Origin of the sequence: Pseudoalteromonas sp. 2CM41L (genome assembly GCF_023161905.1) — a bacterium.
Lineage (GTDB): Bacteria > Pseudomonadota > Gammaproteobacteria > Enterobacterales > Alteromonadaceae > Pseudoalteromonas > Pseudoalteromonas atlantica.
Genome location: NZ_JALNTN010000007.1, coordinates 1 through 15011, shown reverse-complemented (window position 1 = coordinate 15011; position 15011 = coordinate 1). Strand labels below are relative to the sequence as shown.

Annotated in this window: 13 protein-coding genes; 10 read left to right on the top strand and 3 right to left on the bottom strand. The window is 41.7% G+C overall.

Annotation, left to right across the window (positions count from 1 at the left end; genetic code table 11):
- Positions 1-179 precede the first annotated feature (179 nt).
- Positions 180-1409: an ATP-dependent RNA helicase SrmB gene (gene srmB / locus MTF64_RS10335; RefSeq protein WP_004587997.1), complete on the bottom strand. Its 1230-nt coding sequence runs from the start codon at positions 1407-1409 to the stop codon at positions 180-182.
- Between the two features lie 76 nt (positions 1410-1485).
- On the opposite strand from srmB, the gene MTF64_RS10330 reads away from it, so the two are divergent.
- From MTF64_RS10330 to MTF64_RS10320, 3 genes are all read left to right on the top strand, one after another.
- The gene (locus MTF64_RS10330; RefSeq protein ID WP_248451293.1) at positions 1486-2184 is read left to right on the top strand and encodes a methyltransferase; all 699 of its coding nucleotides are present in this window, start codon (positions 1486-1488) and stop codon (positions 2182-2184) included.
- A gap of 155 nt (positions 2185-2339) precedes the next feature.
- Positions 2340-4346, top strand: coding sequence for an alpha-amylase family protein (locus tag MTF64_RS10325; protein ID WP_248451292.1), 2007 nt, complete (start codon positions 2340-2342; stop codon positions 4344-4346).
- A 178-nt stretch (positions 4347-4524) separates the two neighbouring features.
- Positions 4525-4971 (top strand): DUF2147 domain-containing protein, encoded by a 447-nt coding sequence (locus MTF64_RS10320; protein ID WP_248451291.1) that lies wholly within the window; start codon positions 4525-4527, stop codon positions 4969-4971.
- Positions 4972-4973: 2 nt separating this feature from the next.
- Here the strand turns inward: MTF64_RS10320 and MTF64_RS10315 are convergent, their stop codons facing one another.
- Positions 4974-5888 (bottom strand): LysR substrate-binding domain-containing protein, encoded by a 915-nt coding sequence (locus MTF64_RS10315; protein WP_054983746.1) that lies wholly within the window; start codon positions 5886-5888, stop codon positions 4974-4976.
- Positions 5889-6080: 192 nt separating this feature from the next.
- Here MTF64_RS10315 and MTF64_RS10310 point away from each other — a divergent pair, with 192 nt between their 5' ends.
- On the top strand, positions 6081-7028 hold the full coding sequence (locus tag MTF64_RS10310) for a DMT family transporter (RefSeq protein WP_248451290.1): 948 nt from the start codon (positions 6081-6083) through the stop codon (positions 7026-7028).
- 34 nt (positions 7029-7062) lie between these two features.
- Here the strand turns inward: MTF64_RS10310 and fldB are convergent, their stop codons facing one another.
- A complete protein-coding gene (gene fldB / locus MTF64_RS10305; RefSeq protein WP_248451289.1) occupies positions 7063-7584 on the bottom strand; it encodes a flavodoxin FldB in 522 nt (173 codons plus the stop codon).
- A gap of 106 nt (positions 7585-7690) precedes the next feature.
- Here fldB and xerD point away from each other — a divergent pair, with 106 nt between their 5' ends.
- From xerD to MTF64_RS10275, 6 genes are all read left to right on the top strand, one after another.
- Complete coding sequence (gene xerD, locus MTF64_RS10300) at positions 7691-8617, top strand: site-specific tyrosine recombinase XerD (RefSeq protein WP_248451288.1); 927 nt, start codon at positions 7691-7693, stop codon at positions 8615-8617.
- A gap of 60 nt (positions 8618-8677) precedes the next feature.
- Complete coding sequence (gene dsbC / locus MTF64_RS10295; protein WP_004588004.1) at positions 8678-9406, top strand: bifunctional protein-disulfide isomerase/oxidoreductase DsbC; 729 nt, start codon at positions 8678-8680, stop codon at positions 9404-9406.
- Positions 9407-9700: 294 nt separating this feature from the next.
- Positions 9701-11422 carry a single-stranded-DNA-specific exonuclease RecJ gene (recJ, locus tag MTF64_RS10290; RefSeq protein ID WP_248451287.1) on the top strand — a complete coding sequence of 574 codons (1722 nt, stop codon included), beginning with the start codon at positions 9701-9703 and terminating at the stop codon, positions 11420-11422.
- Between the two features lie 144 nt (positions 11423-11566).
- A protein-coding gene (gene prfB, locus MTF64_RS10285) for a peptide chain release factor 2 (RefSeq protein ID WP_096041210.1) occupies positions 11567-12665 on the top strand; the annotation gives its coding sequence in 2 pieces (ribosomal slippage) (positions 11567-11641 and positions 11643-12665; 1098 coding nt in all).
- Positions 12666-12691: 26 nt separating this feature from the next.
- On the top strand, positions 12692-14227 hold the full coding sequence (lysS, locus tag MTF64_RS10280) for a lysine--tRNA ligase (RefSeq protein WP_004588007.1): 1536 nt from the start codon (positions 12692-12694) through the stop codon (positions 14225-14227).
- A gap of 396 nt (positions 14228-14623) precedes the next feature.
- A complete protein-coding gene (locus tag MTF64_RS10275; RefSeq protein ID WP_024031585.1) occupies positions 14624-14806 on the top strand; it encodes a hypothetical protein in 183 nt (60 codons plus the stop codon).
- Positions 14807-15011 lie beyond the last annotated feature (205 nt).

Here is a 15011-nt window from a genome sequence, read left to right as displayed (position 1 = left end):
ACTTTCTCAGTTACAATTTCGATGCCAGTTTTAATTTGTTGAAATATAAGGTTATTTTATTAACTGAGAATTCAGGTGGGCAATAATTACATTTTAATGGGAATGAGTTACATGCTTGGGTTACATTTGTAACGGGTACAAAAAAGCCGGCAACTGCCGGCTTGTTTATTTATGGTGTGCTATTTCTTTTTAATTTTAGCTTTGGCTTTTTTCTTAGCTTTCATTTTTACCGGATCTTTACGCTTTTTAGCGGGTGGCTTAGCTTCTTTATGCTGTGGCTCAAGCCCTTTAATTATACGGCGCTTAAGCTTTTGCTCTGTGTATCGCTCAACCTTGTATAAAATGCCAATGTCGTGCGCTTCAACTAATGATATAGCAATCCCTTTTTTACCTGCACGGCCAGTACGGCCTATACGGTGCACATAGACATCGGCAGTGCGCGGCATATCAAAATTAATTACGTGGCTAATGTCAGAAACATCAATACCGCGGGCCGCAACATCGGTTGCTATTAATATGCGCGTTTTGCCACTGTGAAAATTTTCCATCGCTTTCATGCGCTTATCTTGCGGCATTTCGCCACGCAGCCACGCGGCTTTTACGCCATTGTTAGTTAGCTCACCAATTAGCGTTTCTAGGCGCTCACGGGTTTTTACAAACACAATGGCTTTACTTACATCTGGGCCGTTTAGGGTATTAACCAACAGCTCAAGCTTGTGGTGGTAGTCATCAGCAAGGTGAACCCATTGATGAATTTTTGCTTTTTCTTTGCGTGACGATTCAGCTTCAAGTAAAGCTGGGTCGTTTAAAATACGCTCAGCAAATAACTCAACGCTATCGCCTTCTAACGTTGCAGAGAATAAAAAGCACTGACGACGGTTTTTAGCTTCGTCACATATGCGCAGCATTTCTTTTCTAAAGCCCATGTCTAACATGCGGTCGGCTTCATCAAGAATAAGCATTTCTACGTTTTCAGCATGGAAATTTTCGGTTTCAAGGTATTCCATTAAACGCCCTGGTGTGGCGATTAAAATATCGTTATTGTTTTCAAAAATTTCTTTATGGGTGCCGTAGTTTATACCACCTGTTACTACACCAATTTTAAGGTGAGTGCCTTTAGCAAGCAGTTCACACTGCTCATGAATTTGATAAGCCAGTTCACGGGTTGGGGTCATTATTAACACACGTGCAAAACCTGGGTCGCGACGCGGAAAATCCATTAAGTATTGAATAGCCGGAATTAAAAATGCCGCCGTTTTACCTGTGCCAGTAGGTGCTGATGCTAAAATATCGCGACCTTGCAGCGCTTCAGGAATAGCTTGTTGTTGAATGCTGGTTGGTGTCTCGTAGCCCATTTTATCAATGGCGTTGAGTAGTTTAGTATCAAGATCAAATTCAGAAAATTGCATAGAGTGTCTAAAATAAGGGACAATTACCTGCAATTATACGCGCTATACGCCAGTTGGTGAATGAAAAGGTGAAAAAATGTCAGGGTTTACATTTAAACAATTTAAGGTTGAGCACGATAGCTGTGCTATGAAGGTCTCAACCGATGGCATTTTACTTGGCGCATGGGCGTATTTAAAAGGTGCCAACACATTACTCGATATAGGCACAGGTACCGGTTTACTTGCGCTTATGTGTAAACAGCGTCAACCAGCATTTAGCATAACCGCTGTTGAAATTGATGAAGCTGCTTACAAGCAAGCGCAGCAAAATATAGCCTCTAGCCCGTGGCCAAATATCACAGTAAAGCACACTACTATACAAGCGTTTAAACAGGCGGCGCCATTTGATGTCGTGATTTCTAACCCCCCTTATTTTAACCGCAGTTTAAAAGGGCTAAGCGATGCCCGTAACACCGCACGCCATACCGATGGTTTAAGTTTTGACGAACTAATACTTGCCTATATGCGTTTAAGTCATGAGCAATCGTGCTTTAACGTGATTTTACCCACCACGGAGGCGGGCTTATTCATTGAACTGGCAAAACAAAACGGGCTTTATTTAAACGCGCATTGCCAAGTAAAAACCACACCAAGTAAAGCATTTAGCCGCAGTTTGATGCGCTTTAGCTTAGTAAACACTTTGCCTGAGCTTACCTCCCTATGCATAAAAGATGAAAACAACCGCTACAGCGATGATTATATTGCGTTATGTAAAGCGTTTTACTTGAAAATGTAATTTTTTAGGCAGGTAATTATCTAGTAATAAAGGATAGTTTACCCATTATGCATACGTATTCAGTTTTTATTTGAGCAACTCTCAAACTAGTGTTAATCACTTGTAAATAACGTCGAGTATGTTGTTTAACTCGCCCAACACTGGAAACACACTCTATGAAACTGAATAAAATGATCACCACTGCAGGTTTTAGCTTAGGTTTAACCTTACCAAGTTTAGTATCGGCTGCGCCTACAACATTTGTGCATTTATTTGAATGGAATTGGCAAGATGTAGCCCAAGAATGTGAGCAGTTTTTAGGACCAAAAGGGTATGCTGCGGTACAGGTGTCTCCGCCTAACGAGCATATTACAGGTAGCCAATGGTGGACTCGCTATCAACCTGTGAGCTACCAACTACAAAGCCGAGGCGGTAACCGTTCGCAATTTATAGATATGGTTAATCGCTGTAACACCGCAGGCGTTGATATATATGTTGATACTTTAATAAACCATATGGCAGCCGGCAGTGGTACGGGCACTGCTGGTAACACTTTTGGTAATAAACAATACCCTATTTATAGCCCACAAGATTTTCACGAAAGTTGCTCTATTAACCCAGAAGATTACGGTAATAACCGTTATCGCGTGCAAAACTGTGAGCTAGTAGGACTGGCCGATTTAAACACTTCTTCAAATTATGTGCAAAATACATTAGCGGCATATATTAATGACCTTCAAGCTATGGGTGTTAAAGGTTTTAGGTTTGATGCTGCTAAGCATGTTGCTGCAAGTGATATTCAAAGTTTAATGGCAAAAATAAATGGCTCGCCAGTGGTGTTTCATGAGGTGATAGATCAAGGTACTGAAGCGGTTGCAGCCTCAGAGTATTTAAGTACAGGGCTAGTTACCGAGTTTAAATACAGTACGCAGCTTGGTAATACCTTTAGAAATGGCTCGCTCGCATGGTTAAGTAATTTTGGTGAAGGCTGGGGCTTTATGCCAAGTTCATCAGCTGTGGTATTTGTAGATAACCACGACAATCAGCGCGGCCATGGTGGTGCGGGTAATGTAATTACCTTTGAAGATGGCCGTTTATACGACCTAGCTAACGTATTTATGTTGGCGTATCCGTATGGGTATCCAAAAGTAATGTCGAGTTATGATTTTCACGGCGATACAGATGCGGGTGGGCCAAGTGTACCGGTGCACAATAATGGTAATTTAGAATGTTTTGCAAGTAACTGGAAGTGCGAGCATCGCTGGTCTTATATCGCGGGTGGTGTCGATTTTAGAAATAACACAGCCGACAACTGGGTAGTAACAAATTGGTGGGATAACACCCATAACCAGATTGCATTTGGACGTGGTAGCTCAGGTCATATGGCAATTAATAAAGAAGACTCAACGCTTAATGCAACAATTCAAACAGATATGGCGCCTGGACAGTACTGCAATGTGTTAAAAGGCGAGCTTTTGGGTAATGCTACTAGCTGTAGCGGTGAAGTAATAACAGTTAATAGCAACGGCACCATAAATTTAAATGTAGCGCCATGGGGTGCAATAGCAATTCATAAAAATGCTAAATTAACTCAAGGAACAGTGCCTAATAATAGCGACTGGCAAAGAACCGTTATTTTTATTAATGCTCAAACACAAAGTGGACAAGACATGTTTGTACGCGGTGGTATAGACCACACCTATGCAAATATAAACCTTGCTAGAAACTGCCAAACAACAAATGTTGAATGTGCTATGGCAATTCGCCATAACAATCTAAAAAACAACACCACAACACCTTGGAAAGCAAACGATAACTACCTAGATTGGTATGGAATTGAACAAGGCCAAAGCAGTGAAGCGCAAGGTACTGCCATGGATTGGACTACAAATGTTTGGCCAAGTGAATATGGCGCCCAAAAATCGGTAGCAGTAGATGGCTTTGGTGTTACACCCCTTAATATATGGGGCGAACACTATTGGATGCTTGATGTTGATATGGATTGCAGTAAAGCTGTTAACGGATGGTTTGAATTAAAAGCATTTATAAAAAATGGCCAAGAGTGGGAAGGCGATATAAGCCAAGCAAATACCCCCTATACAAGTACTAACCATATGGCACAGTGTGGCAAAATTAATATGTTTGAATTTAACCGCTCAAGTGTAGAGGTACGTGACTTTTAAATACGTACTTTAAAACGCGTACGTTAAAAAACTATCAGCCAATTTAAAAACCAAGTGGGTTAACGCGCACTTGGTTTTTTACTTTTATATGTACCTAAATAGCAGTTTAATGTCATGGTGCGTTTATTAATCAGCTGGTATTATCGTTTTATTCGCCATTTTTAATTTAGGCAACACAATGAAAAAGTTAAACAAACTTCCGTTACTAACTACACTCGCTGCGGCTTTATTTATAAGCCAAGGTGCGCTTGCAAACATGACACCTGTTGGGCTTTGGAAAACCATAGATGAAGACACCAACGAGGCTAAATCGTACGTACGCATTACTCAAAACGATAAGGTGCTCTGTGGTAAAGTTGAGGCTATTTTAGACCCAGCTAAACAAACCGGTATTTGTAAAGAGTGTGATGGGGCATTAAAAAATCAGCCTATTTTAGGGATGACCATAATCACTGATGTAAAGCCAGAAGATGATGGCGTGTGGGGCGATGGTGAAATACTTGACCCTACAAATGGTAAAACCTATACCGTGCAACTAACACCACAAAACGACGGTAAAACATTAGAAGTACGTGGCTATATAGGCTTTTTTTACCGTAACCAATATTGGCAACGTGTGGAGTAGCACTACTCGTTTGCTGTTTTTAAAAACTCGCGTTTAAGCCACGCTCGTAATGCGCTTACCTGTGGGTGATTAAGCATGGCGTGGCTCGTTGCAAAATAAAACTGCTGATGCGGATTAACAATGCTTTGGCCAATTTGCGTGAGCATGCCGTGCTTTATATCGTCGCGTACAAACTGTTTGTGGGTGACCAAAACGCCAAGCTGGCGCATCGCGGCTTGCGTTGCTTGCACTGAAATATTAAAGGTTAAGTTATTATGCTGCTTAGGCTGCGCTAAATTATTAGCCTCGCACCACGTTTGCCAATCGTTTTGCCTACGTGGGTTGGTAACGTAGATTGCTTTAAAACGCTGCAGCAAATTTTGCGCGGTTAACTCATCTTTATTTAAGCCAACTAAAAGCTGTGGGTTACAGACTAAAATTAACTGATCGTCGGCTAGTTTTTCACAGTGATATTTTTGCCACTTATCGGGCTGGCCATGAATAATCGCTGCATCAATCCCTTCGCGCTCTAAATCAAATTCTCCCACCAAGTTAGAAATACGAATGTCACTGTTTGGCGAAATGCGCTGAAAATCAGCCACCCTAGGGATCCACCAGTGCAGAGCTAGCGAGTTAACCATATTGAGTGTTAAATAAGTTGGCTCATTCGCTGTGTTACTTGCCTCTTGGCTGGCTGCTAAAATTTCAGCCATGGCTGGGGCTATGCGTTTGTAATAGCGCTCACCCACAGGGTTGAGCTCAACGCGGCGACCAATGCGATTAAAAAGCGGTGTATTAAGTTGTAACTCTAACGCTTTAATAGACTGACTTACCGCCGAGTGACTAATACTTAGCTGCTCAGCTGCGAGCACCATGCTGCCAGTTTCGGCAACAGCTATAAACGTATAGAGAGATTTTAACGGCGCTGATTTGATCATAGGTTATTTATTAACAGTTAAGTTTTACTTACAGGTTAGTTAAATATTATTCGCTTTTAAATTTATAAAGTACACGTAAAATTAGCGCCATAAAAGCCAATGCCAATTTTTTGAAAAATAATAAATAGATTAAAAAAATTAAGCCTTTAATTTTGCTTTTTACATTCATTTTTTATTCAAAGGATAACTGCGGTGACGTTAAATTCTCGTGCTAGTGTGTTTATGCTGCTCTCTACATTTACCTTGGCGTTAAATAGCTTTATAGCCAAGTTACTTACCGATTACTTTAGCACCAGCGAAGTGGTTTTTTTACGGGTGTTTTTACCCGCGATTATTATGCTGGCATTGGCGGCAGGTATTAAATGGCAGCTACCTAATAAATCAGCATGGCGAACCTTTGCTATTCGCGCAATTTTTATAGTGCTGTGCCAAAACTGCTTTTTAGTGGCGCTAAATACTTTAACGCTGGTGGAAGCGGTTATTTTATTTAGCACTGGGCCGTTATTTATACCGCTAATAGAACGGGTGCTTTTTAAAACTAAATTAAATTGGTTATTGCTACCTACAATGGCGCTGATGTTTGCGGGTGTGATTATTCAAAATATTCATAGCGACGGCATACAATGGCGCTGGAGCTTATTAATTGGTTTAGGGGCTGGTATTTTTAATGCCTGCTCGCAAATCACCTTGTTTAGAGCCAGTAAAATTAAGCTTCCGATGATGGTTATTAACGGTTGGAGTTTTACACTGGCTGCCATTTTTATGGTGCCAGTATTAATGTTTACCAGCGAAGGTGAGCGCTTTTACCAAGGTTTTGCAATCGATATAAGTAATTACAGTTTATTACTGATGGTGGCATTAATTGGTTTTTCGACTGCTGCAACGCAGTTTTTTAGAGGAAAGGCGTACCGATTAGCCAGTTCTAACTCGCAGCTAGCGCCGCTTATTTATTCTAACTTATTATTTGCGTTGTTATTTCAGCTAATTTTTTACGATACAGCATTAAGTTTATCGCAAGTAATAGGCTCAGCGCTTATTGTACTGGCATGTATTATTAATACCTTTGCGCCTAATTGGCTATTGCAAAGGCAAGCAAGAATACGTGAAAAAAAGTGCGCTAAAAAACTTAGTTATTTGTAATGCGTTGGCCTAAACATGGTTTAGGCCAAACTCGTTATAGCGTTTCGCTATACTCTGTCATTATTTGTTCAACCCAGCTGGCTATGCGCTCATCGCTTAGCTCGTATTGGCTGTCTTCATCAAGCGCTAGGCCAACAAAGTGTTTGCCATCGGGGGTAAGTGCTTTTGACGCTTCAAACTCGTAGTTTTCATCGTTTGGCCAAAAACCAAGTTGCGTAAACGACTGGGTATTTATTTCATCGTGAAGCATACCAAGGGCGTCTTGAAACCATTGTCCGTAACCTTGTTGGTCGCCCATGCCAAATAAAGCAATGGTTTTACCATTTAGGTTTACATCTTTAATGTCGTCCCACTTAGACTCCCAGTCTTCTTGTATTTCTCCAAAATCCCATGTTGAAATACCAAAGATGATAAAGTCGTACTGCTCTGCATTTTTAAGTGGTTCGTCTTTAATATTGTGTAAGGTCACTACATCGGCGCCAACAAGGTCGCGAATTTTTTCTGCTGCCATCTCTGTGTAGCATGTAGTAGAGCCAAAAAATAAACCAATCTGCATCGTATTTATCACTGTGTAATTGCCTGTTATGATAGGGCGCAGTTTACCGTAAGGTATTTTTAATTGATACCTTCTACCGTGGGTATTACCAACATGAGATCACAACGTGACAACGCTACCTGACGATTTACCTGAACCAAATACCGAGCTAAACAGCAACAGCGACTTTTTAGAAACCTTTTTAGATAGCTTGTACTTAGAGCAAGGTGTAAGCGAAAACACCCTTAGCGCGTATCGCAGTGACCTAGATAAGTTTTGTCAGTTTTTAAAAGGCGAAAGCTTAATGACGGTAACCAGCTTAGATATAGAAAGCTACCTAGCGTATCGCGTAGATTTAGGGTTAAAACCACGTAGCACGGCACGCAGCATAAGTGCTTTAAAGCGGTTTTATCAGTATTTTGTACGTGAAAAACATATCGCAAGCTCACCGCTTGAAAACATTGCGCAATCAAAAGCGGGTCAATCGTTACCTAAAACGCTCTCAGAAGCCGAAGTAGAGGCATTATTAAGTGCGCCAAATATTGAAGAGCCAATGGGGCTGCGCGATAAAGCCATGCTAGAGCTACTTTATGCTACGGGCTTGCGTGTAACCGAGCTTGTAGGGCTGCGTATGGAGCAAATTAACTTGCGCCAGTCGGTTGTGTTTGTAAAAGGTAAAGGCAACAAAGAGCGCTTAGTACCCTTAGGCGAAGAAGCCATGTACTGGCTTGAGCAGTTTTTAAAAGGGGGGCGTGCACAAATGATAAAACACGCCACCGATTTTGTGTTTCCTTCAAAACGCGGTGTAGGTATGACCCGACAAACCTTTTGGCATCGTATTAAACACTATGCTATTTTGGCGTCTATTGAGTCAGATTTATCGCCGCATACATTGCGTCATGCCTTTGCAACACATTTACTTAATCATGGTGCCGACTTAAGAGTGGTGCAGATGATGTTAGGGCACAGCGACTTATCGACTACACAAATTTATACCCATGTTGCCAATGAGCGATTAAAATCGGTACACTCAGAGCATCATCCGCGCGCGTAATATGAAATTTAATATCAGCTTAGCGGTCAATTTAGTACGTATTATTAGATAGAGAAAATTATGAAAAAATTAATGTTAGCAGGTGCAATGTTGTGCACAAGTATTAGTGCATTTGCAAATGGCGTAGCCACAACGCCAGATGCTAATGATCCTATTGTTACTAAATTTGCCACGTTAGGTGTAACAGTTAAGCAAATAAACCCAAGCCCTGTTGCCGGTTTAAAAGAGCTTATTACAAATAAAGGTGTACTTTACGCCAGCCCAGACGGCCAGTTTTTAATGCAAGGCACGCTAATTGATTTAAACAACCGCAGCAACTTAACCGAGCAAGCGTTAAATGGTGTCCGTGTTGAAGGTATTAAAGAATACCAAGATTCAATGATTGTTTATAAAGCGCCTAACGAAAAACACCAAATTACGGTATTTACCGATATTAGTTGTGGCTATTGTCGTAAATTACACCGCGAACTAGACGACTTGCTTGATGCAGGCATTACTGTTCGTTATTTAGCGTTTCCGCGTGGTGGACTGCAAGGTTCGGGCTACGCCGATTTAATGAATGTATGGTGTGCACGCGACCAACAAGAAGCACTAACAGAAGCTAAATCAGGCGAAGACACTAAAGTAGTTGCCGGTTGTAGCGCACCAGTAGCTGAGCATTACCAGTTAGGCCAAAGCTTTGGTATTAGCGGCACGCCAGCCATTATTTTAGAAGACGGTACAATGATCCCAGGCTACCAGCCAGCCGCGGCATTAAGTGCAGCGCTTGAGGCGAACAAAGCAGGTTAATTAAAAATCTGAGTAACTGTTTAATACCAATCCGCGATAATATTTAATCATTTTGCGGGGCTAAACATGCTGCTACAGGCGTTAAAAAATGCTTATTTACGACTGCATGGATGCAGAAGATAGAGCAATGCAGGAGAAATTGCCGAGAACAACTAAATAGCGAATTTATTGCCTAGCTATCAACACGTTCTTCCAGCCTCAAAATAGATCACTTAATTAAGCGAATTGTTTTAAAAAGGCCTTTATGGCCTTTTTTTGTCTTTTTATTATGAACACCATAAGTTAAAAACCAGCATGAAAAAACTGATCATTGCGCGCGAAAATGTAGACGATTCTTACCTGCCAAGCGATCTGCACCCTGTTATTAAGCAAATTTATGCCACGCGTAACGTGCAAAATGCACACGAGCTAAATAATAGTGCAGCCACGCTAATCGACTTTAAACTGTTTAAAGACATCGACAAAGCCACCGAGCTATTAATTGATGCGCTGAATGCGCAAAGCCGCATTTTAATTGTTGGCGACTTCGATGCCGATGGCGCAACCAGTACAGCTACCTTAATGCAAGGCTTGGCAATGTTTGGCTTTAATAACTTAGACTACCTTGTACCGGACAGGTTTAGCTTAGGCTATGGTTTAAGCCCTGCGCTTGCTGAGCAAATTGTTGATATAAAACCAGAGCTGGTCATTACGGTAGATAACGGTATTTCATGTATTGCAGGCATAGACATACTAAAAAAAGTGGGCATTAAAGTACTGGTTACTGATCACCACTTGCAAGGGGAGCAGCTCCCTAATGCCGATGCAATTGTTAACCCAAATCGCCATGATTGCCGTTTTCCTTCAAAATCAATTGCGGGTGTCGGCGTAGCCTTTTACTTGCTTATAGCCCTTAGAAGCACGTTACGAGAGCAAGGTTATTTTGAACGCCATGCAATGCCAAATTTAGCCGACTTGCTTGATATAGTTGCCCTAGGCACCGTGGCCGATGTAGTTGCGCTTGATGCAAATAACCGCACTTTAGTACATCAAGGGCTGGCGCGTATTCGCAGCGGTAAAACACGCCCAGGTATTACTGCGCTTATTGAAGTGGCTAATCGTAATGCAGCGCGTTTAAGCGCCAGTGATTTTGGTTTTTCGTTGGCCCCGCGTTTAAACGCCGCAGGGCGACTAGATGACATGAGTTTGGGTATAGCGTGCTTATTAAGTACCGATATAAACCAAGCAAGGCGTATTGCCAGCGAGTTAGATAGCTTAAACCATGCACGGCGCGAAATAGAGCAGGGCATGCAAGCCGAGGCGCAAGCTGTGCTTGATAGGCTCGCGTTTAGTGACGACAACATTCCCGATGCCATTTGTTTATACCAAGAAGATTGGCACCAAGGTGTTATTGGTATTTTGGCGGGTCGCTTAAAAGAAAAATACCACCGCCCAACCGTTATTTTTGCCGGTGGCGAAAACGGTGAAATAAAAGGCTCGTGCCGCTCTATTGAAGGGCTGCACATGCGCGATTTACTCGAAGGGCTAAATACCGCCGACCCGCACTTAATTAATAAATTTGGCGGCCACGCCATGGCGGCAGGACTAAGTATTGATGAGCAAAATTTTAATGACTTTAAAAACGCGTTTAATGCAGCTGTAAGCGCGCAGTTAAGCGAAGAAAGTAAACGCTGCATTGTGTTTACCGATGGCGAGCTGCCAAACGAGTGCTTTACAATGGACTTTGCTCAGCTATTAAAGCAATCAGGCCCATGGGGGCAGCAATTCTCAGAGCCGGTATTTGAGCACACCTTTGAAGTTATTCAGCAGCGTATAGTAGGCGAAAAGCACTTAAAGCTGGTGCTTAAACATCAATCTGGACGCTTAGTTGACGCTATTGCATTTGGAATAGATGTAAAAGCATGGCCCGACACCGAGGCCCGTTATGTCAAAGTGGCTTATCAGCTCGACATAAACGAATTTAGAGGCAAGTTTAGCCTGCAATTAATTGTTCGCGAGCTTGAAAAAGTGCATTAAAAAATATGCACAATGCATGCATAAAAGGCTAATAAAGCGCGCGGTTTTTTGTTAAAATCGGGCGTTTTTATCATTTGACGATAATTTATTGCGTTTAGTGCTAATTTTAGCGCGCAATAATCTAGCCATTTTGGAGTAATGTACATGTTTGAAGTGAATCCTGTGATTAATCAAATCAAGGAAATTCGCGAACGTACTGAACTGCTTCGGGGGTACCTTTGACTACGCTCACAAACAAGAGCGCCTAGAAGAAGTAAACGCCGAACTTGAAGATTCAGCCGTATGGAATGAACCTGAGCGCGCACAAGCACTTGGTCGTGAAAAATCAGCCTTAGAAGCGGTTGTTGAAACAATCGACAACTTAGTTGCAGGTGCTGACGACGTAGAAGGTTTATTAGAGCTTGCAGTAGAAGCAGAAGACGAAGACACGTTTGTTGAAGCGCAAACTGAACTTGAAGGCTTAAATAAACAGCTTGAGGGTTTAGAGTTTCGCCGTATGTTTTCGGGCTCTCACGATGCAAACGATGCTTACCTTGATTTACAGTCTGGGTCTGGCGGTACTGAAGCACAAGACTGGTGTAACATGTTATTACGCATGTATTTACGCTGGGGCGAAGCTAAAGGCTTTAAAGTTGAGCTAGTAGAAGCAACCGATGGCGATGTAGCCGGTATTAAAGGTGCAACAGTGCGCTTTGTAGGCGAATACGCATATGGTTGGCTGCGCACAGAAACAGGCGTACACCGTTTAGTACGTAAAAGCCCATTTGATTCAAGTGGTCGTCGTCATACCTCGTTTGCCTCTGCGTTTGTTTACCCAGAAGTAGATGACAATATTGAAATTGATATTAATCCGGCTGACTTACGTATAGATGTTTACCGTGCATCGGGCGCGGGTGGTCAGCACGTTAATACCACCGAATCGGCAGTACGTATTACTCACGTACCTACCAACACGGTTGTTCAGTGTCAAAACGAGCGTTCACAACACAAAAATAAAGCCCAAGCAATGAAGCAGTTAAAAGCAAAATTATTTGAGCTTGAACTTCAGCAGCAAAATGCTGAAAAGCAATCGCAAGAAGACGCAAAGTCGGATATTGGCTGGGGAAGTCAAATTCGTTCTTACGTACTTGACGATGCACGTATTAAAGATTTACGAACTGGCGTTGAAAACCGTAATACGCAATCGGTACTTGACGGCAACCTAGACAAATTTATTGAAGCCAGCCTAAAATCTGGCCTATAACCACCAAGCTAAAAAAGAGCTAAAAAATGACTGATCAAATCCAAGACGAAAATAAGTTAATCGCTGAGCGTCGCGGCAAATTAGACGCTATTCGCGAAAATTGCCCAGCCAACGGTCATCCTAATCAGTTCCGTCGTGAACATTACACGGCTGATTTACAGGCTGAGTTTGGTGATAAGAGTAAAGAAGAATTAGTAGAGCTTAAGCACGTTGTATCAATTGCTGGCCGTATTTTAGCTAAGCGTGGTCCTTTTATGGCCATTCAAGACATGAAAGGCCGTGTACAAGCTTACGCATCTAAAGATGTGCAAAAAGACTTAAAAGCAAAATATGGCCAACTAGATATTGGCGATATTATTGGTGTTAAAGGTGCGCTTAATAAATCAGGTAAAGGCGATTTATACGTAGAAATGACCGAGTACGAACTACTTACTAAGTCACTACGCCCATTACCAGAGAAGTTTCATGGTTTATCAGATCAAGAAACCAAGTACCGTCAACGTTATGTTGATTTAATTACTAACGAAGCAACGCGCGAAACATTCCGCATTCGCTCTCAAGTAGTTGAAGGTATTCGCCGCTTTTTAGCAGAGCGCGACTTTATGGAAGTAGAAACGCCAATGCTACAGGTTATTCCTGGCGGTGCGTCTGCGCGTCCATTTGTGACTCACCATAACGCACTTGATATAGACATGTACTTACGTATAGCACCTGAGCTTTACCTTAAGCGTTTAGTAGTAGGTGGTTTTGACCGCGTATTTGAAATTAACCGTAACTTCCGTAACGAAGGGTTATCAACGCGTCACAACCCAGAATTCACTATGATTGAATTTTACCAAGCCTACGCTGATTACATCGACCTGATGAACATTACCGAAGACATGCTACGTACAGTTGCAACAAACGTTTTAGGTAGCCCAATTGTAGTTAATACCACTAAAGATGAAAACGGCGAAGTTATCGACTCAGTAGAGTACGACTTTGGCCAACCGTTTGAGCGCCTAAGCATGGCTGATGCTATCTTAAAATATAACCCTGAGTTTGATGCTGCGGTATTTAATGACCCAGAAAACCACTTTGAAGAATTAAAAGCGTACGCTAAACAAGTGCACGTTAAAATTCCTGAAAATTGTGTATGGGGCCCAGGTAAGTTTTTATGTGAAATATTTGAAGAGACGGCTGAGCACATGCTTATCCAACCTACATTTATTACAGGCTACCCGTGGGAAGTATCGCCACTTGCGCGCCGTAACGACGAAAACCCATTTGTTACCGACCGCTTTGAGTTTTTTGTTGGCGGACGTGAGCTTGCAAATGGCTTCTCGGAGCTTAACGATGCACAAGATCAAGCAGAGCGCTTTACTCGCCAAGTTGAAGAAAAAGACGCCGGCGATGATGAAGCAATGCATTACGATGAAGACTACATTCGCGCACTAGAGTACGGCTTACCGCCTACTGCCGGTGAAGGTATTGGTATTGACCGCTTAGTAATGTTATTTACTGATTCACCAACCATTAAAGATGTTATTTTGTTCCCGCATATGCGCCCACAAGCTGACTAAGCTTTAACAAAATAAATGTGATAAACGCCGCTAAATTTTAGCGGCGTTTTTTTGTGAGTATAAAAATAAGCGCCAATGCAGAAAAAGTTGGAGAGTAAATTGCTTTATAAAAACAGACGAAAGAGAGGATAAGATTGTTCGCTTTTTAATTAATTAGTACTAAACTAAATTTTAAAGATAGTTATTAGTGCTTATTAATAGTTAATTCAGATTGGGTTATTTAATGTAGCCTTGTTTTAAATAACCTTAATAACAGTGCTATAACGTAATTTCATGACTGTTTTTTAAACATTATGTTGTATTTATGTAAAAAACTTAGCTAAAATACGCCAAAATTTTGAGCTGGGTTAAAATAGCACTCTAAATATGAATTCTCAAATGGACTTAGAATATAATATGAAAGACAACCGAGTTGAAGAATCGCCAGAAACTGACACCACAGAGCAAAAGCGACAAGCTTATTACCGAGCCTGTATTGCTGAGTTTCAGCAATTAGGTTACCAAGAGCAATATTTAGCGCAGCTCAAAGATGATTTAGTGCCTTTAATGGGCGTTAATCCTCAAGACAAAAACATTTAAATCGTTTACTTTTCAAACCAATTATACAATTAAAGCTGACTTATGTGCGTTCTGTAACCAGATAGTCATTTTTGGCATAAAAGTGTTTGACATATTTTCTGAAATCTTTATTATACGCCCCACAAGACGGAGAGGTGTCCGAGTGGCCGAAGGAGCTCCCCTGCTAAGGGAGTATAGAGTTTGTAGCTCTATCGAGGGTTCGAAT